The following is a 23,800-nucleotide window of genomic DNA, read 5'->3' on the forward strand; positions in this document are numbered from 1 at the left end:
TTAGACCACGAATAAAATCGATACAATTTATTATGAAAGACCTTTTAGGACAAGCACTTTTAGATTACCAGAATGGTAATTATACCGAAGATATAATCACCTCAACAAATATTTCGGACGAAGACACACTGCCTATTCCTTATTTGTTTCGAGAATATAAAGATATGCCACTATTAGAAAAAAAAGCGCTTAAACTGGCTAAAGGTCATGTTTTAGATGTAGGTTGTGGTGCTGGCGGACATAGTTTATATCTTCAAGATAAAGGATTCACTCTTAAATCTATTGATATTTCTGAAGGTGCAATTTCTGTATGTAAAAGCCGTGGCTTAAACCATGCAAAAGTGGCTTCTATTTTAGATGAAACCGAACAATTTGATACTATTTTACTACTAATGAATGGTACTGGAATTTTTCAGAAATTAAGTTATGTTACTAAATACTTAACGCATTTAAAATCGCTTTTAAAACCCGACGGACAAATATTGTTAGATTCGTCGGATATTCAATACATGTATGAAGATGAAGACGGCGGGTTCTGGATTGACACCAATGCCAATTACTATGGCGAACTTCATTACTATTTAAGTTATAAAGGTAAAAAAGAAGAACCTTTAACGTGGTTATATTTAGATTTTGAAACCTTAAAAACAGCCTGCCTTACTGTAAGTTTAGATTGCGAAAACATACAAGAAGGCGACCATTTTGATTATTTAGCAAAACTAACTATTATCGAATAGAAAAGCCTTTAGCTTCTAATTTCTCGTTCACAGATTTATACATATCGCCACACCAGAAATCTGAAATCACTTGCATTTTTTTTTTCATACCAGATTGAGAACTTACAATCTTTTTTCCTGTTGCTGTTTTATAAAACTTATCGATTTCTTTTTTGTCTTTTTTAGTTAATGCATTCGGATTACTAATCATAGTTTGTCCTGCATGAGATGTATATAATGTATTCATATTTTGAACATCTTCAAGTGTAAAAAAATCTGAATATGCAGAAACTAATCTAGCATTTACAGCTTGCATAGCTTCGGGTTTTACTGTTTTTAATTCAGCCCAAGTTTCTGCTGGGATATCTAATTTAGTGTATTGATCTTGCATTTGTTTAAAACAAGATTCGTAAATGGTTTCATAGTACGCATAAGTACCGTTACTTTTAAGACATAGTGTTGCCGCTTCTGAGTAGGCTTCTGTTTGCGAAAAAACAGAGATAGAACACAGTAAGCTAATACAAAAAGTTAGCATTAATTTCATAGGGATTGAATTTAATTAGGGTTAGTTTTTTAACGAAATAAATATAGTAAAAAACCACAAACTTGACTTTTAAATAATATGTTAGAATCTTTAATATATAAAAACAAAAAAAGCATCCATAAGGATGCTTTTTTTGTTAATCGTATTTTGTTTTCCGTCTTAAAAATCGAATTTATAAGTTGCTCCTCCTAATATCTGAAAGCCTTGTACGTTATAATTACTCCAACGTTCGTAACTATCTCCGGCAACATTATTTAGGTTTAGAAATACTGTAAATCTATTACTAAAATTATAACCTGCATTAAAATTAATGTCTACATAACCATCTAAACTAATAACGGCATCTGGAGTTATAACATTATCTCCTGTTAACACATTTAGGTCTTTACGTTCTCCTACATAGAAAATTTTTGCTCCAGCAAACCAACTATCATCAGACATATAATCTGCAAAAACAGACGCTTTAATATTAGGTAAATTCCACGCTTCTTCTTCAAACTCTGTATTGTAGTTCATATACTCTGCGCGTAATCCCATTTTTAAATTTCTGTTCATATCTACGTTTACCTCAACCAAAGCCTGTATGGTTTTAATATTATCGTAAACTACCATAAATGAATTTCCGTATTTAAAAGAATCTGTGGTTCCCATAGTTGTTCCACTTGCCTGAAAAGTATTCTTTCTAAATAAAGCCTTATCTTTTTCTGAAGAATATCCTATTTTAACGTTGTATCCAATATCGTTTGTAAATTTCCCTAACATACCTGCATACGCGTTAAAACTGTTATCTGTAGGTCTCACACTTATAGTAGGTGATAGAAATTGGTTAGTCTGAGCAAAATCACGATATGTATTCTGTATAACATCACCAGTTAATCCTCCATAAGCAATAACAACATCATCTACAATTCTAAAAGATCCTGTAATATTAGGAAACACATAAAGGTTACTCTCTGTATCATTCTTTCCAATCATATAATATGCAGAAGCTCCAATATTTAAAGTTAAATCGTCTCGACGCAATTGATATGATGGAGATACCCCAAATAATAAGCCTCCATATTCTGCTGGATTTTCTGTACGAACATATGCTTCTCCTGCATGACCGCTAAGATATTCTAGTCTTACATCGGTAGTAATTTCTTCGTCCATAATAGGCAAATCTACTTTACCCTTAAATTTTAAAAGAGTTTCTCCCGATTCAAATTCATCGTAAAAACGTCTTAATGTAACACTTCCAGATTTCACATACGTATAATCGAAAGCGACATCACCAATGGCATATAAATCATAAAAATTATGACTTACAGACGTATTATCGTCTGAGGCATTTTGGTTAGTCGCATTTTCGTAGCGATCCTCGATACCATACCAATTATATTTCTGACGTTCTAATCCTCCTTTAATACTCCAAGTAATATCTCTTTGTCGTTTAATGTATTCTAATTCTACATTTGTATTTGTGAAAGAATTATCTAAAATCTTATCATCAATACCTCCATTAGACATCTCTTGAGTTAATCTAGCTCCAAAAGACCCGATACGATTAAATTCTTTAGTTACATATAATTCGGAAATTAAATCACCATAAGATCCGTAACCTAGAGTAAAATAATTTTCGTAAAATAACTCAGGCTTTTCTCTTTCAACCTTAGCTGCTTTTCCTTTTGTAGGAATAAAAGTAGAAGCCACTGGCACAGAAAGAATGTTATAATCTACATCTTTTTTTGCTGTTGTAGCATTATCGTCTAAATCAGGTGTTGTCTTAATTTTAAAAGCGTCTGAAATAGTTGGTGTGTATGGTTTAACCACATTAATAACATCTGTTTGGATGGTATCTTTCTCCTGTGAATACATTAGAGTAACACTAAAGAGAAATATTAAAGGCGTTAATATATATTGAAATGTCTTATACATGATATAAGTAGATTTATTACAAGTTTAATTTTGGGTTTGTACTGAAGAATTGGTTTTAGCCTGCTCTTTTTTAATTTCTGTAAGTTGTTTATTCGCTTCTGAATAAACATCGCTATACATTTTGAAATTTTCAATTACACTTTCAAGAATATAAGTGGCCTGAAAGGCATCTCCTAATTCTTTATAATTCATAGCCATAATAATTAAGCCTTTTGCACTAAAATATTTATAGCTAGAATAGTCTTTAGCTAAACGCTGAACAGCAACATTAGATCCTTCGTAATCGCCATCTTTATGTTTAAAATACGCATTGTAAAATAAAGCTTCTGCAGCAGTTTCTCCCGTTGCAACTTTACTAACTTCTTCGTAAGCTTCTTTTGCAAGCTCTAAGTCGTTAGAGTTAAACGCAGATCTTGCAATAATAATATGAGCATCACTCTTAATTTTATTATCGATGGTTTTATTTGCTAATACTTTATTTGCATAACTTACTGCACTCTTGTATTTACTTAATTGATAATTTGCTTTCATTAAGTTTGATTGCGCAAAAATAACATTCTGAGGAAAATCTGCTTCTGCTTCTAAGCGCTCTAACACTGGAATAGCATCTATCCAACTTTTCCCATCAAGATAGCTTTGAGCCAAATGCATTAATGATTCTTCTGTAAACTCACTTCTTGGAGCATCTACAACATATTTATAATGTGGTGCAGCATTTACTTTTAACCCTTTTTTATAATATAATTGTGCTAAATAAAAGTGAGCTTCTCTGGCGTGTAATCCGTTTTCAAATTGACTTAAATAGCCATTAAACTGTTTTATTGCTTCGTTTGTATTGTTGTCTAAATATTTTTTCTCGGCAGCCTCGTAAGTAGAGTTATCTAAATCTGCGTCTGATACGCTTACATAAGCTAAAGTGCTTACCCAAGCCGCATAGGTATCTACTTCACCCATATCAATATAAATTAAACGCGCTGTAGCAACTGCTTGAATGGCTTCTGGTGTACCTGGATAATTTGTTGCAACAGTTTCAAAACGAGCTAAAGCACCTTCGTTTTTACCATCGTTATAAAAAATTAATCCTTCTCGAAGCATTGCTTTAGGTGTTAACGAACTCATTCTATATTCAGAACTCAACCTGTTATACATTTTTACAGCCTTGTCTATCTCATTTGATTTTGTGTATGAATTTCCCAACTCATACATCGCATCGTCTCTTAATTTAGATTTAGGATAAGTATCTATGAAATTTTCTAAATCTGAAACTTTGGTTTTAGAATTCCCGATATATCCATAACTCATCGCTTTTTGAAACGCTGCATAATCTGGTTCTATTTGATCTAAATTAATAGCAGAATTATACGCTTTTGTTGCACTATCATAATTACTAGACACAAAGTAACTATCTCCTAAACGTAAATAAGCATCGTTTAATTTAACCTGATCTTCGTTGTAATTTTGAGTAAAGGTTTTAAAATGCGTTGCAGCTTGAGAGTATTCTTTTTGTTTAAAGTAAGCATAACCTAAACTGTAATCTACTGTTTTACTTTCTTGGTTAGTTGTTCCTGTAAATTGTAAGAATGTTTTAAAATCTAAAACAGCATCGTCATAATTATTTAAGCTATAATTACATTCTCCTCTCCAAAAACTAGCACGAGCAGTATACTCTGGATTTATTGGTTCTTTTAAAGCTTTATCGAAGAAACTTAATGCATCTTCATATTTTTCTTCCCTAAGTAATTCTTGTCCTCTATAAAAAGCTACCTTTTGGTAAGCTTCTTTACTTGCTGTATCTTTTTTATCTTTTAATATTTTTAATGCGGCTGTGTAATTTTTAGATGTGATATAAGAATCTACTAACAAGCCTTCTATTTCTGCACGGTGAGCCGTTTCTGGATACGCTGTTAAATAACCTGATAACACAGAAGGAACAGATTCGTATGGGTTTCCTGTTTCGTAACTAATTTTAGCATAATTATACGTAGCATCTTCTTGAATTTGTGCTACAAAATCCATTTGAGAAGCATTTCTAAAAGCATTTAAAGCTTCTGTCTTTTTACCTAAATGAATATAACTTTCTCCTAAATGATAGTATGCATTTTGTGCAACACTATTTGAACCACTAATAATTTTACTAAACTCAGAAATTGCACTTTCGTAATCTCCTTGTTTGTAGTAAGCATATCCTAATAAATAATAATCTGTATTACTCCATTTTCCTCTTTTACCTTCGTATAAGTTTAAATATGGAATGGCTTCACTGTAATTACCTAAATTAAAATAGCTCTCTCCTACTATTTTATTTAATTCAGATTCTTCTTCTCTGCTACTATATGGTATTTGTTCTTTTGATAATGCAATCGCTTGCTGAAAATTCCCTAATTTAAAATTTAAATCGGCTTTATAATAAGACATTTTCTCTTTGTATTTCGCTTGATCTTTTACTTGATCGAAATACTGATTTGCTTCCTTAGCATCGTCACTATCGTATGCCATATAACCAATATAATATTTGGCTTGTGCACCGTAAGTACTAGAGTTTTCTACTTTAGCTAAATATTTTCTAGCGTTTTTATAATTCTTAGTTACAAATGCGGTATAACCTTTATTAAAATTATATATCTATCCTTTTCTAAAACAGTTAAAGCACGTTCGTCTACACGATCGTACCATTTTTTAGCACGCGCATATTTTCCGCTTTTAAAATAAAAATCTGCAACATCTATATAAGCAGAGTTTCGTTTTGGGCTTGTTGGATATTCAGTAACAAACTCTTCAACCAAATCGTCTGCTTTAATTTGATTTAATCGAATGGCAGCACTCGCAATGTAATATGCACATTCCGATTTCATTACTTCTTCATTGGTCTTCTTCTGTATACTTGTAAATATATTCTGAGCAGCCAAATATTGTTTACTATTATATAAAGACAGTGCTTTTAAGTAATCTGCCTGATCATTCGTATATATTGCAGTTTGTTGTGCCAGCATATGGCCGCTCATAACAATTGCAAATAAAAATAGTATAATGTTACTTCTAGTCATTAACCTTAAGTTTTATTTAAATCAAAGATAATTTAATTACATCCTTTAACGAAAATTTACGAAAATATTATTCATTAAAAATACAAAATTGAAAAATATTTTTTTTTAATAAAAAGCAATCTATCTCTATTTTATAAGTTATTATAAAATGATACATTTACAACACTTAAAAAACAATCTATTATTATGCCACAAACTGTTCTCCAATTAAAAGATGTTTCTATATTTCAAGGCGATAGTCTTGTACTTTCTAATGTAAATGTTGAAGTTTTCAAAGGAGATTTTGTGTACTTAATTGGGAAAACGGGAACAGGAAAAAGTAGTTTCATGAAAACCCTTTATGCAGATTTACCTCTTACACAAGGTGAAGGTAGCATTGTAGACTTTGACTTAAGAGCTTTAAAGGAAAAAGAAATTCCGTTTTTAAGACGAAAATTAGGTGTCGTTTTTCAAGATTTTAAACTTTTAATTGATAGAAATATTAATGAAAATTTACGTTTTGTACTAAAAGCTACCGGTTGGAAAGATAAAGCAGCTATGCAAGGACGTATAGACGAAGTTTTAGAAAAAGTAGGAATGAAAACAAAAGGCTTTAAATTTCCTCATGAGCTTTCTGGAGGCGAACAACAACGTGTTGCCATTGCCCGTGCTTTACTTAACGACCCAGAACTTATTCTTGCAGATGAGCCAACTGGAAACCTAGACCCGCAAACCAGTATAGAAGTTATGAAAGTACTTCTAGATATTAATAAAAACGGAAATACCATTTTAATGGCAACTCACGATTATGCACTGCTTTTAAAATACCCAAGTAAAACATTAAAGTGCGATAACAATCAGTTATTCGAAGTGGTACAGCGTAAAACAGAATAATGAAACAGTAATATTTACACAAAAAAAACATGTCTCCTTTTAATTAAAAAGCACTGTTTTACATGTATTACAGCTCACCCAATTTAAAATGTTATCAGTATTAGTTCCTATATATAATTATAGTGTTGTGCATTTAGTTACAACACTTCACAAACAACTTACTGCTTGCAATATCCCTTTTGAAATTCTTTGTTTAGACGATGGCTCTGACAAAGAATATGTTTTAAAAAACAAGGTTATTGAATCTCTTATCCATACTTCTTTTTTTAAATCTGAAGAAAATAAGGGTAGAACAGAAACAAGACAACGCCTTTCCTATGCTTCAAAATTTGATTGGTTACTCTTTTTAGACTCAGATACACTTCCTAAAAACAATACATTTATAGCAAATTATATTTCTCATTTAAATACAGATATCGATGCCATTTTTGGAGGAATTACATACAAAGACACGCCTCCGAAACCTGAATTTCTTTTACGTTGGAAATACGGTATAAAATACGAATCTCAAACAGCCGAAACAAGAAAACCTTTACCGTTTAAAAACATTGTTTCTGCAAACATGTGCATGAGAAAACACGTGTTTAATGCCATAAATACTAATATTACTTACAACGCTTATGGGTTAGACAATTATTTTGGGTCTAAACTAAAAGAAAATAAGGCTAAAATCTTACACATAAATAATCCGGTTTACCATTTAGGACTAGAAAGTAATAACGTATACTTACTAAAAAAGGAAGAAGCAACACAAACACTTTTAAAGTTAATTCGGGAGAATCTTATTAAAAACAAAGACAATAAGATCTTGTGTTTGTTTCAATTATTAAAAAAAACGCATCTAAATCATCTCTTTTCTTATATTTACAAAACATCACATCCTGCAATAAAAAAACAGTTAACAAGTGAAAACCCATCAATTTCACTATTTCAATTTTATAGAATTGCATATATGTGTTATGTAGATAAAAAGACTAAATGAAGCCTTACTTTTCTATAATTATACCCCTTTACAATAAGCAGAATCATATAAAACACACGATTAACACTGTAATTAATCAAAGTTTTAAAGATTTTGAAATTATTGTTGTAAACGATGGATCTACAGATAAAAGTCAAGACATTGTAAGCAACATTAATGAGTCTCGAATTTCAATATTTACCATAAAAAATCAGGGTGTTAGTTTTGCTCGTAATTTTGGAGTAAAAAAAACAACTTCAGATCGTATTGTATTTTTAGATGCAGACGATTCTTGGGAAACAAATCACTTAGAAACTCTTTTTAATTTATATCAAGAATATCCTAGTTGTGGTTTATACTGTACCGCATATCAGAAAAAAATAAAACATAAGATTATCCCATCAACCTATAATAGTATTCCTAAAATCACAGATTGGAGTGGTATTATTCCTGATTTTTTTGAAGCCAGTTTTATAAATTGTATTGCATGGACTTCTGCCGTTTCTATTCCAAAACGGGCGTTTATTGCTGTACATGGTTTCGATGAAAGTATTACTTTAGGTGCAGGAGAAGATACAGACCTCTGGATAAAATTAGCCATTAATTACCCTGTCGCTTTTACAAATACCGTAACAGCAACTCATAATTTATATGCAGAAAACAGAATTTCTAATAGCAGTACAAGTCTTCGGAATTTTATAAACTTAGATAATTATGAAGCTGCTGCCAGAGACAATAAATCGCTTAAAAAATATATAGATTTAAATCGATTTGCTTTAGCTTTAAAGTATAAAGTAGACAGAAATGAGCTTAAATTTAAAGAACACCAGAGTAAAATAGATTTCAAAAATTTAAATTGGAAACAAAAATTAATACTAAAATGTAACCGTACGTTGTTAATTACTGCAAAAAATATTCAAGTCTTTTTACAACAATCTAATTTGTTTTTAAGTTCTTTTAAATAACACGTAATCTTCGTAATCTCTTATATAATCGTCTTCATTAAATTCTGCTGAAGCTAAAACTAAACAGACAGATCCAGAAGAAAAATTTTCGATTTCACGCCAAATTCCAGGCACAATTAACAAACCAATATCCGGTTTATTTAAAGTAATTAAACGCTCTCCTTCTCCGTCCTTTACACGAACCTGAAAACTACCGCTTACCGGGATTAAAAACTGAGACAAGGTTTTATGTGCATGACCACCACGAGAGGCATCGCTAGGAACATCGTACAAAAAATATACGCGTTTAATTTCAAACGGAATACAATCCTTTTCTATCACCGCTAAATTCCCGCGAACATCTTTAATCTTCGGAATTTCAATACGCTGTAAATCGGTTACTTTTGAAGTCATATTTTGTCTAATAGTAGTTTCCAATCGTTTGTTATGTTTTTAACCGCAAATCGTTGCACACTTTTTTTCGCATTAGATTTACAAGTTTGATATAAGGTATTGTCTAATATAAAACTATTCATGGCTTGGGATAGCGCTTGAGCATTAAAATTTTCTACCAATATCCCATTATATCCAGATGTAATTACTTCGCTGGGGCCAGAATTACAATTTACAGAAACCATAGGAGTTCCTAAACCTAATGTTTCAGGTATAACCATAGGAAAACCTTCATGCCTACTGCTTAACACAGCAAAACGCGCATGCTTAACATAAGGATACGGATTTAATGTAAATCCTTTAAATACAACTTTAGCATCTAAATTTAATTTTAGCACGTAATCTTGAATCATTTTTAAATCTGTTCCATCGCCAACAATCAATAATTTTATGTTTTGTTCTGGTAAATTAGACCGTTTATACGCGTCTAACAACAGTTTTAAATTTTTAGGTTCGTCGTGAATTCTTCCAAAGAAAATAATATAATTTTCAATATCTAGATCTTCTACTTTTATTGCATCTGCTTTCACATTTAGCATCTCAAAATCGAAGCCATTATAAATACATTCAACCTGATTTAAATGTAATGTGCTTTTAAAATGCTGAGCAGCTGTTTTAGAAACAGCAACCATCTTTTCATTTTTATATAAATAAGAATTTAACCACTTATAAGGCGTAAACGCAATAGAAACATTATAACAATGAAGTACATAAATTACAGGAATATCAGCATAAATCCATTTAGAAATTAAAAATTCCCGATAGGCTTGCACTCGAGATCTTCCATCTATAACGACATCAAAATCATGTGTTTTTAAATACGTTTTAAAATGTTGCAAACGCTTAAATCGTCCTAAAACAGTATTATCCTTATCTTTTAAAGCTCCTAAATTTAAGAGCGTGCCTTTGTATTCAAAATCGATATGATTTAGTACAATTACAATATGCACATCGTAATTTAAACGGTGTAACATTACAGATAATTGCGCAGCCGAGCGTTCTGCTCCTCCTTTTCCTAAAGAGGATGCTACAATACATATCTTTTTATTGTTACTTTGCAATGATTAAGGGTTTAAAACGATCAAATATACTAAATGAAAATCTTATTAATAGGAGAATACAGCCGACTTCATAATTCTTTAAAAGAAGGTTTAGAGAAATTAGGTCACGAGGTTACTATTATTGGTTTTGGAGACGATTTTAAAGACTATCCGGTAGACATAAAACTCTATGAAAATTACCAAACACCTTGGGTTAAGTTCATAAAACATGTTATCTATAAACTTTTTAAGTTTGATTTAGTTTCTCACGATATTGAAAAACAATTTTACGCCATAAAAGATAAACTTAAAGGCTATGATGTTGTTCAGTTAATAAATGAAAATGCGTTTAACACGATTCCTAAAACAGAAAAAAAGCTGCTAGAATACATCTTCAGGAATAACAAAAATGTATTTTTACTATCCTGCGGAACAGATTACAGCAGTGTAAATTTCGCTTACAATAACGGTTTTAAATATTCTATTTTAACACCATATTTTGAAGAAAAAGAATCTAAGAAATCTTTTTATTATGCTTTAAAATTTACTTCAGAATCTTATAAAAACTTACATCAATATATTTATAAAAATATTAAAGGTGTCATTGCCTCAGATTTAGACTATCATATTCCTTTAAAAAATGAATCTAAATATTTAGGCCTTGCTCCTAACCCAATAAACACAGATGTTTTAGAGTTTACACAAGTTTCTACGTCTAAAAAAATTGTAATATTTCACGGAATTAACGCATCTAAATACTATAAAAAAGGAAACAATTTCTTCTCGGAGGCTTTAGAAGAAATTCAGAAAAAATATAAAGATAAAGTTGAAATTTTAACGGTTACAGATCTGCCTTACACCGAATATATTGAAGCGTTTAATAAAGCACACATTGTCTTAGATCAGGTTTATGCTTACGACCAAGGTTTTAATGCACTTGAAGCTATGGCTAAAGGAAAAGTAGTCTTTACAGGAGCAGAACAAGAGTGGTTAGAGTATTATAACTTAAAAGAAAACACTGTTGCTATAAATGCATTACCAGATGTAAACTATTTAATAAATACTTTAGAATGGCTAATTCTGAATCCGAATAAAATTGAATCTATTTCTAAAAATGCGCGCCATTTTATTGTAGACAAACATTATTATATAAACGCTGCGAAGTTATATTTAAACTTATGGAATAGCCAGTTAGAAGATTAATCTTCTTCTTTATCCTCATGATCATCATCGCCCTGATGAAGAATTCCGTCATCTGGTATTACACCAAATAATGATGAACTAAAAATAAGTAAGATAATCCCGTAATACATAACATAAGTTACAAAGTGAGCTATTGTAGCTCCTTTAACGCCATACAGATCTATAAAATAAACACTTGTTAAATACAACGTCATTACAGAAAATGCTTCTGTAATAATGTAATGCCAAAACATCTTTTTTGCTAAAAATTGATACGATATTACAATAGAAAGTACTTTTACAAAATCTCCTAAAAGTTGCCATAAGAATAAGTCTTCAACAGGTTTAAACTCGTCTGTAAACACAATAGCAACAATAAAACGTCTTAATAAAAAGATAACTAACAACCCTAATCCAAACACAGGAATAATGGTTTTATAGAACCCAAAGACTTCATCTCTAAACTCTTTATTATTGTCAATTTCAGAAAAACGAGGCAAAATATAAAGCGACATTAACGAGCTAACAAACATTAAATAGTATTTAGAAATCCTGGTCATTGCTTCCCAAAAACCAGCATCTTTAAAACCAACATTATCAATAATATATGTTCGTATAGAAATGGCTACAAGTGGCAATACAATGGCTGTAAATAAAGCCATTACAGAATAAGAACTCAGGTTTTTTATACTTGTAAAACTAACCTGACTAGAGCGAATAAGCGGTATTAAACTTCGCTGATTAACAACCCCCACTAAAGTGATTAAGAAGATAATAGATTCTGCAATAACTATAGAAATTAATGCACCATCTATTTTATTTTGATAAATAAGAATTAAAGTGATTGAAGATCCTAAAATCTGACCTATAATATTAATAACCAAAAGCATTCTATACTTTGAAAAACCATTCATTATAGAATACGCAAACATATTCATAGAATAAAACGGTAGTGCAACGGCCATAATACGAATTACATAAGCATAATCGTTATACGTAGGAAATATAAGTGTGTTTATAAATTCTGCATTAAAATAACACACAAAAGAAACAATTATGGTCGAGATAAACCCAATGTAAAACGATGTAGATAATGTTTTACTAAGCTGGACGGTATCGTTTTTAAACTCGGCAATATACTTTACCATACCGTTATACATTCCTAAAATAGCAAAGGATTGCATAGAGCTTACAAAGTTTCTTAAATTCCCTATTAAAGCTAGACCTTCTGCGCCAATAAAAATAGCGATCGCTTTTGAAGTTAAAAAACCTGTCACGATTTTTATAATTACAGATGCCGAATTTAAAGAGGCAACTTTAACTAAAACATTATTATTTATATAATCTATTAATTTCTTCAATTAATATGCGTTTAATACATTTATTAAATAATCCACATCATGATCTTCCATGACTGGACTTATGGGCAAACTTACAATTGTATTATGAATTTGCTCTGTTATTGGAAGTTTTAAATGATTAAAATCACTTAAAGCCACTTGTTTGTGAGGTGGAATTGGATAATGATTTAAGGTCTCTATCTTGTGTTTTTTAACATAAGACACAAAATCTTCCCTTTGGGCAACTCTAACTACAAATAAATGAAATACATGCGATAAAGAACCAGGGTATAAAGGTAAAATTATTTTATTATTTTTAACATTTGCAAGGTATCTATTTGCAATTCTTCGGCGCTTATTATTATCAGACGCTAATAAATTTAATTTTACACTTAAAAACAAGGCCTGAATTTCGTCTAACCTAGAATTACAGCCAACTAATGCATTTACATACTTTGAAGTTGTTCCATAATTTCGGAGTTTTTTAACGGTACTAGCAAGATCTTCATCGTTAGTGGTTACAGCTCCTCCATCTCCTAATGCGCCTAAATTTTTACTCGGATAAAAACTAAAAGCTGCAGCATCTCCTAAATTACCAGCCTTTCTACCATCATGATAAATGGCTCCATGTGCTTGTGCGGCATCTTCTATAATTAATAAGTTGTTTTGATTTGCTAAATTATTAATGGCGTCCATTTCTGCCAATTGTCCATATAAATGAACCACTAAAATAGCTTTTGTTTTCGAAGTGATTTTTTGTTCTAAATCGGAAACAGACATATTATAACTAGCAAGATCCGGCTCTACAAATACAGGTTTTAAACCTGCTTGAATAATTCCTAAAATACTCGCGATATATGTGTTTGCGGGTACCAAAACCTCGTCTTGTTCGTGTAACTTACCTAAAGCGATATATCCTTTTAAAATAAGTGTAATCGCATCTAAACCATTACCAACACCAATAGCTTGGGTTGTACCACAAAATTTAGCAAACTCGGTTTCAAAAGTTTGAACACCTTGCCCTAGAATGTAATATCCTGAATCTAAAAACTCTTGAAATTTTAATTGAAATTCCGGATGAAAGCGTTCGTTAATTTTATGTAGGTCTAAAAATTTAATCATATAAAAACATCTTCTAAAGCTTTAAAAGTTTTTGTTTCTAACGTATAAAAGTCTTGAATAATTGTACGCGCACCAAAACCTTCTTTCCAAAACTGGAGTCCTTTATTAATGTGTTTCCCTACATTTTCATTAGAAGTTCCGAAATCGAAATACAATTTATCTTTAAACACAGTTTCTATTAAGTGTGCGTGTAAAACATCTAAACTTCCTATTTCATTTTTTAAAACATTTCCCGAAATGTATTGAGAGTGAGCAACATGATCTGTTACAAACACTGTAGTTCCTGCAACAAGATTTTGACCTTGATACACATTAAACTGACGAATATTTTGAGGAAATTTAGATTTAAGTAAGGTAATTTCTTCTAAACTATGCACAGGAGAAGCGTGGTGCTTTTCAGATAAATTAGGAATTAAAATAATATTCCAAAAGGCATCAAAAGTATCGACTTCTTTAATAATTAACTCATGTTTTTTAGCGCGTTTACATCCTTCTACTCTACTTTTCGAGAATGTAATGGGCGATTTTAAATTAATAACAGACAAAGCATCGCGACGGTATAAATCTGCATGCAGCAAAAACATTAAATACAACACTTCGTCGTTTGGCAAAGCAGTATAAATTGTTGGTAACAGCTTTATATTTAAAGTAGAAATTCCTTCAAAAGACAACCATTCAAGTAATGCCTTAAAAATATTGAAAACAACTTCAAACTTTGTTTTAGGCTCTACTAACAAACCACCATAGGTTAAACCTTGATGAGAATACAATACCTTGTCTTTATAATTTGCGGGTAAAAGTGCTATTAATTTATCGTTTTTAAAAATTAATAAAGAATAATCGTCGAACCTGTCTTTATGATATTCCATAAAATCTCTATAGAATAGAAAGGTGGCATTTTTTGCTTTAGACACAAAAGCATTCCATAGCTCGAAATCTTGCGCTTGGTAACGCTTTATTCTAAATTGATTCATTACCTAAAAATACATTTTATTGGGTAAGTATACTATCAATTACTTTTGAAAATTTTTCCGCACCTTGTTCATTTAGATGATCTACGTCTATAAAATCCTGTCTTCCAAAACGTTTATCTTTTAAAAAATTAAAATACAAACAATTACTGTAATTATTTTGCATTAAAACTCCTACAGAAATTGTTTTTTCTAGTTGTAAACTATCCAGTTTATCGACATAATCACGATAAGCGGGCGTAGTAATTAGCACAATTTTAATGCCTTTATCGTCGCATTCTTGTATAATTTTATCCAGATATCTACAATTATCTGCATATAAATCATCCGTTTTTGCGGTGTGTTTCTTGGCAATTAATGTACTTAATGCTTCTAATTTTTCAAGGTTATAATGCGAATTGTTAGTTGCCCAACCCGATGCATTTACAAACTCGGGGGTTTCATTTAAAATATAAAAATTATAAATCTGTTCTAAATTATACTTCAGCTTAACACTAAAAATTTCAAAATGATGTTTCATTTTAGAATCCAGGTTTACATCTGTATACATCGTGTAATTTTTAATTCTCCAACTTTCGTCTCCTGCTTTTAACTGCTCAAAAAGTGTTGTATAAGACAGACGTAATACAACAGTATCTAAACTGTCTAATTTAGTTATATTCTGATGTATAATATTGTAATCTATATCTATTGTCTGAGATACATTCCCATAATTTAGTGCTTCTTCTGTTAAAAAATCGGGATTAACACCATACAAAATATGAGAACTTCCCACTAAAAGTGTTTTTATACTTGTCTGATGTGTATTTAGGTAATCTGATTTTACTTGATATTGGTTGGGAATATGCCGTAATAAAAATTCCATAGTGCAACCAACCACTAAAATAGGCAGAGCGAATAACAAGAATAGATTTAAGAATTTTTTCATTTAAAATTGAAAATAAATAAACTGTTGTGGTTTGGCGTAAAAGTAAAAGATACAAAATACAAGTACGTAATAGAATGCCCATCTGTAGTGGCGCTTCCAACGCCCTCCTATTTTTTCTATGGCATATTCATTTGTTTTTCCCACCCATTCTATAGCTAGAAAAACAAGAATACAAAGAAAGACAAGAATCGCACCTGTTCTATTTGCAAACTGCGGAATAGAAAATAATGATGCTGAAAATATTTTACCTAGATAACTTATGGCCGTTTGCAAATTGTCTGCTCTAAAAAACACACGCACCAAAACCAAAAAACTAAATGTTTTTAAAATACCTATTAGCTCTGCTTTACTAGGAATAAGATGATTTGTTTTCTCCTTTTTTTTGTCTGTTCGTTTTCGTCTCCATAGAATTAAAGGCAAAAAATATAATGCATTTATAAATCCATAAACAATAAATTTCCAAGCTGCACCATGCCAAAATCCTATTAAAATAAAAAGTATGATAACATTTCTAACGTGAAACATTTTAGATCCTTGATTTCCTCCTAACGGAATATATACATAATCTCTAAACCAAGTGGTTAAAGAAATATGCCAACGACGCCAAAACTCGCCTATATTTTTAGCAAAGTACGGAAAGGCAAAATTCTTAGATAAGTTAAATCCGAATAATCTTGACACTCCAATGGCAATGTCTGAATACCCTGAAAAATCGCAATAAATTTGAATAGTGAAGAAAAACGCACCTATTAACAACGTACTTCCTGAATATGCCTCATGATTACCGAAAAACGTATCGACGTAAAAGGCACAATTATCTGCAATCACCATTTTTTTAAACAATCCCCAAAGCACCTGTTTTAACCCATCTACAGCTTTATCGAAATTAAAAGTCCGTTTAGCTTCAAACTGAGGTAATAATTTTTTAGCACGCTCTATCGGACCAGCAACCAACTGAGGAAAGAAACTGACAAAAGCCATAAAACTGACAAAATTCTTAGTTGGTTCGAGCTGCTTTCTATAAATATCTATAGTATAACTTAATGTCTGAAAGGTGTAAAAACTGATTCCTACTGGCAGAATAATGTTTAACGAATTATAACGTAAATCACTTCCGAATAAAGAAAACGCATTCACAAAATTTTCGAGAAAGAAATTATAGTATTTAAAAACGCCAAGCAAACCTATATTCACAGCAATACTAATCCATAATAATACTTTTCTTTTAAAAACATCTTGCTGCCTAGAAATAGCTAGGCCTATAATATAATCTACAGACGTACTAAAAAAGATAAGAGATAGAAAACGCCAGTCCCACCAACCATAAAAAAAATAACTTGCAGTAACGATTAGTACATTTTGCAACCCTAAATTACGATTACAGACAAACCAATAAAGTATAAAAACTATGGGTAAAAAGACTGCAAAATCTAAAGAGTTGAATAGCATAAATAGTAATCGTCTGCATTAACCGTTAGACTTACAAATAAGGCATCTGTAAATAAGGTTAAAAATTATAACTTAAATTGTGAATATTTATTTAATCACGAATATAATTATTTAGCAATGAGTTTTACTTTATTTACTTAAGCATTTCATAATTTAAAAGAGAAGATTTCTATGTCTTGTTAAATTTTGTATGCCGCTTTTAAAGTCTAATCTTTTTACAATAATTCAGTTTTAAAAACCACAAAAAACAAGAACAATCATTTGTTTTTCTATTGCAGGTTTTACTTTTCACTTATATTTACAATAACATAAACCAAAACTAAACGTGACTTATAAACTATCTGAAAAATCATTTTTAATTAGTATTCTTTGTACATTCTTAATAGGTTTTGGTATTGTATTAAACCGCCCCATTACGTTATCTAATGATTCTGAAGGCTATTTAAATATGGTTATCACACGATCGGCTAGTTATCCTATTTTCTTAGATATTATGCGCTCACTTTTTGGTTCTTTATTTAATATTGCCACCATAACTATTCAATATTTACTAGGCATAAGTGCAATTTATTATTGTATTTCAACCTTAAAAAAGCATTCTAAATTAGAAACTGTTTGGCTACTACTTCTCAATGTTATTTTGCTTATTCCTTATCTTTACAATCATAAATTAGCAAACGTATTTTTATCTGAAGCACTCGCTTATCCGTTGTATTTAATAACGGTTAGTCTGTTTTTAAAAAGTATATTTTTATCTAAAGTAAAACCTATCGTCATTGCGCTTCCTGTGCTTTTAGTCTTGATACAGACACGGAGTCAATTTTTATTTTTAATTCCTATTGCCATTGGTATACTATTATGGTTTTGGTTCGAGAAGAAGAAACTAGATCACAAATGGGTCTTGGTTTTGCTTATTTTATTTCCTATAATTAGTACGGTTACAGATAAAACATACCATAAACTGGCACACCATCATTTTGTATCTACACCTTGGACGGGGATTCATTTATTAACACCTGCTTTTTTTGTTGCAGATGCTGAAGATTATACCATTTACGATTCTAAAATCGAACAAGAATTTTACAAAAAGACCTATTTAAGTTTAGCTGAAAAACATTTAAATATTCATGAATTTAATACAGAATCTAACCACACAGACGCACTTGCTATTTACGTAGAGCATTATCCAGACATAGCAAATTACACCATTTTACCTACAGGTTTACAACTTGTAGATACATTGAAAACTAATGATGAAAAATTAATAGCAGTAGACCAACTCACTAAGAGCATGAGTATTCCTTTGGTTCTTAATAATTTTAAACCTTGGTTAAAACTCTACATTAAAAATTTTACATACGCTTTTGGAAATGCAAAATACACCTTGCTCCTGTTTATAATTTTAATTTTCAGTTTTATAAAAAGCATCAAAACAAAACAAATAGCCTATAAACTTATTCTATTTGTTTCATTATTAAGCCTCTTAAATGTTGCTCTAATTTCTATAGGTATGCATACATTAAAACGGTTTACTTTTTATAACGACTGGGTACTTTTTCTTATTGTCTTTATTTTAATCAGCTCTGAAAACAGTGTAAACAAATCAAAATTATGAGTATTGAATTAACGGTTGTTATGCCCTGTTTAAACGAAGCTGAAACTTTAGCAATCTGCATAAAAAAAGCACAAGCATTTTTTAAAACACACGCTGTTAATGGCGAAATTATTATTGCAGACAATGGCAGTAAAGATGGTTCTATACAGATTGCAGAGCAACTTAACGCTACACTTGTACATGTTACAGAAAAAGGATACGGAAGCGCTTTAAAAGGCGGTATTGAAGCTGCTAAAGGCAAATACGTAATTATGGCAGATGCAGACAATAGTTATGATTTTTCTGCATTATTACCTTTCTTAACCCAATTACGTGCGGGCTATGATTTGGTTGTAGGAAACCGGTTTAAAGGCGGCATAGAAAAAGATGCGATGCCTTTTCTTCACAAGTATTTAGGAAACCCTGTATTGTCTTTTATAGGAAAGTTATTTTATAAAATTGAAATTGGCGATTTCCATTGCGGACTGAGAGGCTTCTCTAAAGAGGCATTCTTGAAAATGAATTTAAAAACTTCGGGAATGGAATTTGCATCTGAAATGATTGTAAAGTCTAAACTTAAAAATTTAAAAATAACAGAAGTTCCTACGGTTTTATATCCAGATGGTAGAACGCGAAAACCACATTTAAATACCTGGCAAGATGGCTGGAGACATTTACGCTTTCTATCGCTTTACAGTCCCAATTGGTTATTTTTATACCCCGCAATATGCCTTATGGTATTGGGTTTAATAAGCTCGACACTTCTTATTATAAACCCGATACAAATTAAAAATATCATTTTAGATATTCATACCTTATTATACACGTCTAGCTTTGTTTTAATCGGATTTCAATTTTTGGTTTTTTACTGTTTAACCAAAATTTATGCGGTAGAAAACGATTTGTTACCAAAAAGTAAACGCTACAACAAAATGTTTAAATACATTAATTTGGAGCGCGGTTTAGTACTTGGTTTTTTAATTCTAATTGTAGGCTGCGGACTCAGTTATTACGGCCTATTTATTTGGAAGAGTAAAGATTTTGGAAACTTAAATCCGACCAATACATTACGTATCGTTATTCCAGCTGTGTTTACTATTTTACTTGGTATTCAGGTTATTTTATTTAGTCTTTTTTTCAGTATACTCGGACTAAAAAACAATCATTAAATTAAAATTATTACTTCTTTTTAAAAAACAAATAATAAATATTTATAAAAAAGATAGAGCCATTAGTAATCACTAGAGGCCAAGATATATCAAGCATAAAGCCATAAACAACAAAGAGTACACACCCAACAGAGTTAACTATTCTTAGCTTTTTAACATCTTTCATTGTAAACGCTATTAGCAACAAAAACGATGCTAAATACCCTACCCATTCTGTCACAGAAACTCCTAACACATCCATAAGTTCACTTTTAAAGTAAATAGTAGAAAATTAAAAAGAGGAATCCGTATGGATTCCTCTTTAAATATATAGATTATCTTACAATAACTATTACTAGTCTGTAACTATTATATAATTTTATTACGTTTACGATCTGATTCTGTTAAGTAAATTTTACGAATACGTAAGAAATGAGGTGTAACTTCAACATACTCATCTTTTTGAATATATTCTAAAGCTTCTTCTAAAGAGAATTTAATTGCAGGTACAATTTTAGCTTTATCATCTGCACCAGACGAACGTACGTTACTTTGCTTTTTAGCTTTAGTAATGTTAACAGTCATATCGTCTTGACGAGAGTTTTCACCAATAACTTGTCCTTCGTAAATATCTTCTCCAGGTTCAACGAAAAACTTACCTCTATCTTGTAATTTATCAATAGAATAAGGAATAGCTTTTCCGTTTTCCATAGATACTAAAGATCCAGAAACACGTCCAGGAATTGGCCCTTTTACAGGTTGGTATTCTTTATAACGGTGAGACATAATAGCTTCACCAGCTGTTGCTGTCAATAATTGGTTACGTAAACCAATAATACCACGAGAAGGAATTAAGAATTCGCAAATCATACGCTCTCCTTTTGCTTCCATAGATAACAATTCTCCTTTACGTAATGATACGAACTCTACAGCTTTACCAGATACAGTTTCAGGAAGGTCGATTGTTAATTCTTCCATTGGCTCACATTTAACACCATCAATTTCTTTAATGATTACTTGTGGTTGTCCAATTTGTAATTCGTAGCCTTCACGACGCATTGTTTCAATTAATACAGATAAGTGTAATACTCCACGACCAAATACCATGAATTTATCTGCACTACCTGTTTCACCTAAACGAAGTGCTAAGTTTTTTTCTAATTCTTTAGCTAAACGATCTTTAATATGTCTAGATGTTACAAACTTACCGTCTTTACCAAAGAAAGGCGAATCGTTAATTGTAAACAACATACTCATAGTAGGCTCATCAATAGCAATTGTTTTTAAACCTTCAGGGTTTTCAAAATCTGCAACAGTATCACCAATTTCAAAACCTTCAAGACCAACAATCGCACAGATATCTCCTGTTTGAATTTCGTCAACTTTTTTACGTCCTACACCTTCGAAAACGTGTAGTTCTTTAATTTTATTTTTAACAACAGAACCATCACGTCTAACTAAAGATATGTTTTGTCCCACTTTTAATTCTCCTCTTGTTAAACGTCCAATAGCAATTCGTCCTGTAAAAGAAGAAAAGTCTAAAGATGTAATTAACATTTGTGTCGTTCCTTCAACTATTTTTGGAGCAGGAATATGTTCGATAACCATATCTAATAATGGCTCGATGTTATCCGTTTCATTTCTCCAATCATCACTCATCCAGTTGTTCTTTGCAGAACCGTATACTGTAGGGAAATCTAATTGCCATTCTTCTGCACCTAATTCGAACATTAAATCGAATACTTTTTCATGTACTTCTTCTGGCGTACAGTTTTCTTTGTCTACTTTATTTACAACAACACAAGGTTTTAAACCTAAGTCAATTGCTTTTTGTAATACAAAACGCGTTTGAGGCATAGGGCCTTCAAAAGCATCTACCAATAATAATACACCATCGGCCATGTTTAAAACACGCTCTACTTCACCACCAAAATCGGCGTGACCAGGGGTATCAATGATATTGATTTTAGTATCTTTATAAATAACTGAAACGTTTTTAGAAGTAATAGTAATTCCTCTTTCACGTTCTAAATCATTACTATCAAGGATTAAGTCTCCTGTATTTTCGTTATCACGAAATAAATGACAGTGGTACATAATTTTGTCAACCAACGTCGTTTTCCCGTGATCTACGTGTGCAATAATTGCAATGTTTTTAATATTAGCCATAATTGATGCCTTATTTAAGCGCGCAAAGGTACATTATATTTTTATAGATTAGTTAATTAATTGTTATTAATTAACCTTAACTTAATTTTAATCTCTACCTTCATGTTTAATTTTGTTGTAAAAACAGCAAATCACCTCCGTTTTTACGCCTTTTTAATTGTATATCAAAATGTTAAAATAAAAAACACATTTTCTACCTATGCCAAATCTATCCCTTATTAGCTTTTTATAAGTCTAACAATATGCCTAGTTTCCTTAATAAATAGGTATAGCAGACTAACTCCACACCTTAATTTTACTCTTTAGAGTTCTTTTTATATGGCAATTAATTCTAAATAACAATTACTATTATTTGTCTGTCTTCATCTTTACTATTTGTCTTTTTAGTACACATTGTTAGTATAATTTACCAAGTTGCATATCCTTTTTAATTTACTATTGTTGGATTCCTTTTAAACTTAATGATATCGCGATGACTATTAAAAACCTTTAAAAAAAACAGTAATAAACTCCTTAATATACATTTATAAAACCGTATTAATTTTGCGTAACTTTGTCCCTTAAAAAAATTTAATTACATATGAACCTTTCAGATGTTCCTCAATTAAAACATATAGATGCTAATAATTTTTTCTTACTTTCTGGACCTTGTGCCATAGAAGGGGAAGATATGGCGTTACGTATCGCAGAAAAAATTGTAACGATTACAGATGCTTTACAAATACCATACGTATTTAAAGGTAGTTTTAAAAAAGCTAACCGTAGTAGAATTGATAGTTTTACAGGTATTGGTGATGAAAAAGCGCTTAAAATTTTAAAGAAGGTTTCAGATACATTTCATATTCCAACAGTAACAGATATTCATGAAGTGTCTGATGCTGCTATGGCTGCAGAATATGTAGATGTCCTTCAAATTCCAGCTTTTTTAGTGCGCCAAACAGATTTAGTAGTTGCTGCTGCAGAAACTGGGAAAGTTGTAAACTTGAAAAAAGGACAATTTATGAGTCCTGAAAGCATGAAACATGCCGTACAAAAAGTAAAAGATTCAGGAAATAATAAAGCTTGGGTTACAGATCGTGGTACTATGTTTGGTTACCAAGATATGATTGTAGACTTTAGAGGTATTCCTACCATGCGCGAATTTGCTCCTACCGTTTTAGATGTTACACATTCTTTACAACAGCCAAACCAAACAAGTGGTGTTACTGGAGGAAGACCAGACATGATTGAAACTATTGCAAGAGCTGGTATTGTAAATAATGTAGACGGATTATTTATTGAAACACATTTCGATCCGGCTAATGCAAAAAGCGATGGTGCAAATATGTTACACTTAGATCACCTAGAAGGGTTATTAAAACACCTTGTTGCTATTAGAAAAACCATAACTGCGTTTTAAATTTAG

The 23,800-nt window shown here is 31.1% G+C and carries 21 protein-coding genes; 8 read left to right on the plus strand and 13 right to left on the minus strand.

Annotated elements, in window-relative coordinates:
• Positions 1-32: 32 nt before the first annotated feature.
• Entirely contained in the window at positions 33-737 is a 705-nt protein-coding gene (locus GQR95_RS01155) for a bifunctional 2-polyprenyl-6-hydroxyphenol methylase/3-demethylubiquinol 3-O-methyltransferase UbiG (RefSeq protein ID WP_159021420.1), read from the plus strand.
• On the opposite strand, the gene GQR95_RS01160 is transcribed toward GQR95_RS01155, so the two are convergent.
• The 4 genes from GQR95_RS01160 to GQR95_RS17015 all read right to left on the minus strand — a co-directional run bounded on the left by GQR95_RS01160 (position 727) and on the right by GQR95_RS17015 (position 6,221).
• Entirely contained in the window at positions 727-1,260 is a 534-nt protein-coding gene (locus GQR95_RS01160) for a hypothetical protein (protein ID WP_159021421.1), read from the minus strand. The genes GQR95_RS01155 and GQR95_RS01160 overlap by 11 nt on opposite strands.
• A 159-nt stretch (positions 1,261-1,419) precedes the next feature.
• The gene (locus tag GQR95_RS01165) at positions 1,420-3,117 is read right to left on the minus strand and encodes a TonB-dependent receptor (RefSeq protein ID WP_159021422.1); all 1,698 of its coding nucleotides are present in this window, start codon (positions 3,115-3,117) and stop codon (positions 1,420-1,422) included.
• 84 nt (positions 3,118-3,201) lie between these two features.
• Positions 3,202-5,673 (minus strand): tetratricopeptide repeat protein, encoded by a 2,472-nt coding sequence (locus GQR95_RS01170; protein WP_370514518.1) that lies wholly within the window; start codon positions 5,671-5,673, stop codon positions 3,202-3,204.
• A gap of 89 nt (positions 5,674-5,762) precedes the next feature.
• The gene (locus GQR95_RS17015; RefSeq protein ID WP_370514519.1) at positions 5,763-6,221 is read right to left on the minus strand and encodes a tol-pal system YbgF family protein; all 459 of its coding nucleotides are present in this window, start codon (positions 6,219-6,221) and stop codon (positions 5,763-5,765) included.
• A gap of 186 nt (positions 6,222-6,407) precedes the next feature.
• Here GQR95_RS17015 and GQR95_RS01175 point away from each other — a divergent pair, with 186 nt between their 5' ends.
• From GQR95_RS01175 to GQR95_RS01185, 3 genes are all read left to right on the plus strand, one after another.
• Positions 6,408-7,094 (plus strand): cell division ATP-binding protein FtsE, encoded by a 687-nt coding sequence (locus tag GQR95_RS01175; RefSeq protein WP_159021423.1) that lies wholly within the window; start codon positions 6,408-6,410, stop codon positions 7,092-7,094.
• Positions 7,095-7,182: 88 nt separating this feature from the next.
• On the plus strand, positions 7,183-8,076 hold the full coding sequence (locus GQR95_RS01180) for a glycosyltransferase family 2 protein (protein ID WP_159021424.1): 894 nt from the start codon (positions 7,183-7,185) through the stop codon (positions 8,074-8,076).
• Complete coding sequence (locus GQR95_RS01185) at positions 8,073-9,020, plus strand: glycosyltransferase family 2 protein (RefSeq protein WP_159021425.1); 948 nt, start codon at positions 8,073-8,075, stop codon at positions 9,018-9,020. Before GQR95_RS01180 ends, GQR95_RS01185 begins: the two co-directional genes overlap by 4 nt.
• On the opposite strand, the gene GQR95_RS01190 is transcribed toward GQR95_RS01185, so the two are convergent.
• Positions 9,003-9,413, minus strand: a complete 411-nt coding sequence (locus GQR95_RS01190) for an FdtA/QdtA family cupin domain-containing protein (RefSeq protein WP_159021426.1) — start codon at positions 9,411-9,413, stop codon at positions 9,003-9,005. The genes GQR95_RS01185 and GQR95_RS01190 overlap by 18 nt on opposite strands.
• Complete coding sequence (locus tag GQR95_RS01195; RefSeq protein ID WP_159021427.1) at positions 9,410-10,513, minus strand: glycosyltransferase; 1,104 nt, start codon at positions 10,511-10,513, stop codon at positions 9,410-9,412. The genes GQR95_RS01190 and GQR95_RS01195 overlap by 4 nt, the downstream gene beginning before the upstream one ends.
• A gap of 33 nt (positions 10,514-10,546) precedes the next feature.
• Here GQR95_RS01195 and GQR95_RS01200 point away from each other — a divergent pair, with 33 nt between their 5' ends.
• A complete protein-coding gene (locus GQR95_RS01200; protein WP_159021428.1) occupies positions 10,547-11,695 on the plus strand; it encodes a glycosyltransferase in 1,149 nt (382 codons plus the stop codon).
• Here the strand turns inward: GQR95_RS01200 and GQR95_RS01205 are convergent.
• Genes GQR95_RS01205 through GQR95_RS01225 form a run of 5 tightly spaced genes read right to left on the minus strand, consistent with a single transcriptional unit; the run spans position 11,692 to position 17,484 of the window.
• Positions 11,692-13,035, minus strand: coding sequence for an O-antigen translocase (locus tag GQR95_RS01205; protein WP_159021429.1), 1,344 nt, complete (start codon positions 13,033-13,035; stop codon positions 11,692-11,694). The genes GQR95_RS01200 and GQR95_RS01205 overlap by 4 nt on opposite strands.
• A complete protein-coding gene (locus GQR95_RS01210; protein WP_159021430.1) occupies positions 13,036-14,136 on the minus strand; it encodes a DegT/DnrJ/EryC1/StrS aminotransferase family protein in 1,101 nt (366 codons plus the stop codon).
• Entirely contained in the window at positions 14,133-15,110 is a 978-nt protein-coding gene (locus GQR95_RS01215; RefSeq protein ID WP_159021431.1) for a GNAT family N-acetyltransferase, read from the minus strand. Before GQR95_RS01215 ends, GQR95_RS01210 begins: the two co-directional genes overlap by 4 nt.
• 16 nt (positions 15,111-15,126) lie before the next feature.
• Positions 15,127-16,035 (minus strand): hypothetical protein, encoded by a 909-nt coding sequence (locus GQR95_RS01220; RefSeq protein ID WP_159021432.1) that lies wholly within the window; start codon positions 16,033-16,035, stop codon positions 15,127-15,129.
• A complete protein-coding gene (locus tag GQR95_RS01225) occupies positions 16,036-17,484 on the minus strand; it encodes an MBOAT family protein (RefSeq protein WP_159021433.1) in 1,449 nt (482 codons plus the stop codon).
• Positions 17,485-17,809: 325 nt separating this feature from the next.
• Here GQR95_RS01225 and GQR95_RS01230 point away from each other — a divergent pair, with 325 nt between their 5' ends.
• Both GQR95_RS01230 and GQR95_RS01235 read left to right on the plus strand, forming a co-directional pair.
• The gene (locus GQR95_RS01230) at positions 17,810-19,099 is read left to right on the plus strand and encodes a hypothetical protein (protein ID WP_159021434.1); all 1,290 of its coding nucleotides are present in this window, start codon (positions 17,810-17,812) and stop codon (positions 19,097-19,099) included.
• Entirely contained in the window at positions 19,096-20,247 is a 1,152-nt protein-coding gene (locus GQR95_RS01235) for a glycosyltransferase family 2 protein (protein WP_159021435.1), read from the plus strand. The genes GQR95_RS01230 and GQR95_RS01235 overlap by 4 nt, the downstream gene beginning before the upstream one ends.
• 10 nt (positions 20,248-20,257) lie before the next feature.
• Here GQR95_RS01235 and GQR95_RS01240 read toward each other — a convergent pair whose 3' ends face one another.
• Entirely contained in the window at positions 20,258-20,488 is a 231-nt protein-coding gene (locus GQR95_RS01240; RefSeq protein ID WP_159021436.1) for a YgjV family protein, read from the minus strand.
• A 107-nt stretch (positions 20,489-20,595) separates the two neighbouring features.
• Positions 20,596-22,395 carry a translational GTPase TypA gene (typA, locus tag GQR95_RS01245; protein ID WP_159021437.1) on the minus strand — a complete coding sequence of 600 codons (1,800 nt, stop codon included), beginning with the start codon at positions 22,393-22,395 and terminating at the stop codon, positions 20,596-20,598.
• Positions 22,396-22,975: 580 nt separating this feature from the next.
• Between typA and kdsA the strand changes: the two genes are divergently transcribed.
• Complete coding sequence (gene kdsA / locus GQR95_RS01250) at positions 22,976-23,794, plus strand: 3-deoxy-8-phosphooctulonate synthase (RefSeq protein ID WP_159021438.1); 819 nt, start codon at positions 22,976-22,978, stop codon at positions 23,792-23,794.
• Positions 23,795-23,800: the final 6 nt, after the last annotated feature.

Origin of the sequence: Formosa sp. L2A11 (assembly GCF_009796865.1) — a bacterium.
In the GTDB taxonomy this organism is placed as follows: Bacteria; Bacteroidota; Bacteroidia; order Flavobacteriales; family Flavobacteriaceae; genus Formosa.